Source organism: Mesorhizobium sp. M4A.F.Ca.ET.090.04.2.1 (assembly GCF_003999085.1).
Classification (GTDB): Bacteria; Pseudomonadota; Alphaproteobacteria; order Rhizobiales; family Rhizobiaceae; genus Mesorhizobium.
Map to the genome: position 1 here is coordinate 1 of NZ_RZOT01000601.1, position 3,454 is coordinate 3,454.

Sequence of the window (3,454 nt, forward strand, 5' to 3'; positions counted from 1 at the left end):
GGTCTCGCCCGCCACTTGCGCGGCTGCCGCCTTGCAATAATCGTCGAAGCGCTCGACGTGCTGCTCGAACTGGCGCACGACCAGAAAGGAGCCATTGCGGCCGAAATCGTGCGGCGGGGGTGGCAATCCGGCGATCTGCCGGTTGCGGCGCACCGCTGACAGGATACCGGAGCGGTCCTGCGCGGCCGGGACGGACGGCGAAGCCGGGTAGAAACCGTGCTCGTCGCGATAGCCGAACAGGAATTCGCCTGGCGCGACCAGATGCATGGGTGCAGCACCCGCATTTGCGCGCGCCGTGCCGCGCACGATCGGCTGCGACACGCCGTCGACGAAGCCGAAATGCTCGACGGCGCGCTTGCCTTCCCGCTTGACCGCGAGCGGCAGTTCCGAAACCAGCACCATCCCCGCGCTCGATGTCTTTTTCTTCAGCGCGGCAAGCTCGGCCTTCAGGATCTCGGGGCTTTCGGCATAGCAGACGACGACGGCGTCCACCGGCTTCTGCAGTGAACCCCATTGCCATTTGTCGGGAACGCTGTCGCCGAGATCGTCCAGGATGCGGCTGCGTTCGGGATTGCCCATGCCGTGGCGAAAGGCGACAGGAAACGTGCCGAGCGGATCGCCCTCGACGCCGCCGTCCAGTCCGAGGCGGCGAAGGCCGTCAGGACCGAATGCCAGCGTCATGGCGCGCTCGCGCGGCACGCCATCGCCAAAACTCGCGCGGGCAACGACGAATTCGAGCCAGGCCCTGCGGCTCGCCCTGGACAGGGTCTGGGGTATGGCAATCGCCATCATATGCGCGTGCGCCAGCGACCCGAACGGACCGAAGAAGATGGACTGGATCTCGCCGGTTTCCAGCTGTTGCTCGAGAGGCGGCGGAAAGGCCGAACTGATATTGGCCAGCAGCGAGGTGGTTTTTTGAACGGTGGTTCTTTCGGTCGCCAGCCGCGGCAGAGAACCGAACAGGCTCAGCCAGTCGCGCGCCTCGTTGTCGGTGGCCGAAGCAATGCCGCGCCTGATCCGGGAATTGATCCGGATGGCCGCGGTGTTGAGCTCGCGGTAGGCCGAATACCAGAACAGAGTCGGCACCTGCTGTCGCCGTGCCCAGCGTTTGAACCGGTCGCCGTCGCGCGCGCCATCGAGGAAGAGCCATCGCGTGCGGGGATAGCCTTCGGTGTTGCTCCACACGCCGGTGAGCCCGGAAGCAGCCTTGGCGATGAAATCCTCCAGGTAGCTTTCCCAGCTGCCGCCATAGTTGGAGAAGAACATCAGCCTGTTGGTTCCGGGCAAAAGCACCCAGCGGGCGAAATGGATGGTGTTGATGGTGCCGAGGAAGCCCGGTCGAAACACTTTCCGCGCCGTGATCGAGATCAGATAGAAAGACAGCCGGAGCGCCAAACGTCGCAAGGTTCCGACCTTCATCGTCGAGATCGCCGTCATATGGTTCTGCGCTGCGCGATCCTCATGCACGATGATCTTGTCCAGCGCATCAAGGTCGACGGGCGTGTTGTGCGGACGGTCAATGTCTTCGAGGCGCCGTAACGCGATGAAGCAGACGCCAAGCGCCACAACTATCATCGCGATGAGCCCGAGCACGGCCAGCAGAAGCGCCGTGCCGGCAATTGCGATGGTGGTGAAGCTGAGGCCGCTCGGATCGCCGAACACCAGCTTGTAGGTCAGCTTCCAGCAGACGAGCACCACGACCGCGACGGCGACCAGCATCGGCGGCGCGAGCAACGTCGTGGTGATGGCCCGCCACCATTTGCCGGGCGGATTTTCGAGTTGGCTTTCGGCGGGCTGGAAAGCCCAGTCGAACCGACCCAGCGAATGGACATGCCGGCGGGCCTCGGCAAGCACCATGGCGGCATCGCCGTTGCCGGCGCGCGGCTGCTCGGCGATGCCGCGCACGGTGTCGGCAAGCTCGGCTTCAGCCAGGATGCGGCGGACCGAATGCCCCGGCGTGCCGGAAAACACCAGCCCGGCGTTGCTGCCAAAGGACGGCGATATCTCGATATTGTGCCTGCGCAGGAAGTCGCTGAGCGAGCCGCCCTCGGGCAGGCCGCAGACGTCCTTGAAGATCGGCCGCAGCCGGTGACCGATGGCTTGGGAGACGGCGTCGATGACCTCGCCGGCGCTGCCGTCGCCGGAGATTTCGAGCACAAGCGCACCCTTCTCAAGACCGGAAGCGTCATCGATTTCGCCGGTGCCGGCGACGGCGAGGCTGGTGAAATGGATGGTGGCGGAGATGTCGAGCGCGGCGCTGATCTCCTCGTTGGCCGGATTGCCGAGCGTGGCGACCTTGTCGCGGATGGCATCCAGCGGCACGGTCCGGACGACCGGGCAGACCACAGTCACCATCGACTGGTCGACGGTGCGGCAGAGCGCCGGCTGCTCGAAGTCGACCTTGAGGCTCTCCGGATAGGCGCCGATGTTGACTAGTCGCCCGGCCTTGCCCGGCGCGCGGCGCAATTTCTCCTTGCCGAACAGCGCGCGCAGGCTTTCGCCGATCTGGATCCTGGCGATCTCGGCGCCGATGCACAGATGGATGCCGTGGCCGAAGACCAGGTAATCGCGGTACGGACGCGTGGTGTCGAAATCGTTGGGATTTTGCACGGCCTCCGGGTCGAACATCGCCGACAGCGTGGCCGGCATCACCACCGTTCCCGCCTTCACCAGCCGCTCGCGGGGCGTGCCTTTGGCGATAACCGTGTCGCGTGAGGTGTAGCGCCAGGGGCCGACCCAGATCGGCTTGAAGCGCATGGCTTCCATGATGGCCCGGTCGAGCTTCGCCGTGTCGTTTTCGGCGAGCGCCGCGTCGATTGCCTGCCGCGCGTCTGGCCTGGACAGGATGACGTCCAGGCAATTGCCGCCGGCCAGCACGTTGGTCGGCACGAAGCCGGCGATCATGCCAAGCATGATGGAATGAATGTCCGGCCGCGACATGCGGCCCTGATCGAGCAGGGCAACGAGCCGCGCCAGCGGCTGCTCGTTCTTGGCGCCCTTTTCCCTGATCGCGTCGATGGAACGGTCGATGAGCTTGATCAGCCGGTCGCCCCCGACGACCGCGAGCTCGCGCGTGGCCGGTTTTGCCGTCGGATCGGAAAAGAACAGCGCGCTCAAGGCGATCGCCCAGTCGGCGAATTCGGATTCGTCGTCGATCTCCAAACCGAAATAGTCGCGGCAGATGTGCACCGGAACGATCTTCATCAGCCCGCCGATGGCGTCGAAGCCGGGGCTGGCGGCCGCCATGATGTCCTTGGAATGGCGCGCCGCGATCGGCCTGACCTTGGCCTCGACCTCGGCCGGCGGAAAGGCGCTCAGCACCGACGATTTCATCTGCCGGTAGGCGGCGCCGTCCTGCATGCCGAGGATGAAGTTCGAGCCGCGCGCCAGCTCGGCCATTTCCGGCCCGTAGGGCGTCTCGAACTCCTCGCCGCGCTCCAATATGTCGCGAACG

The 3,454-nt window shown here is 65.4% G+C and carries 1 protein-coding gene; it reads right to left on the reverse strand.

The features are described 5' to 3' along the window. Positions 1–3,454 (reverse strand): cytochrome P450 (locus tag EN781_RS28900; protein WP_145965691.1); only part of this gene is annotated, 3,454 nt, incomplete at both ends.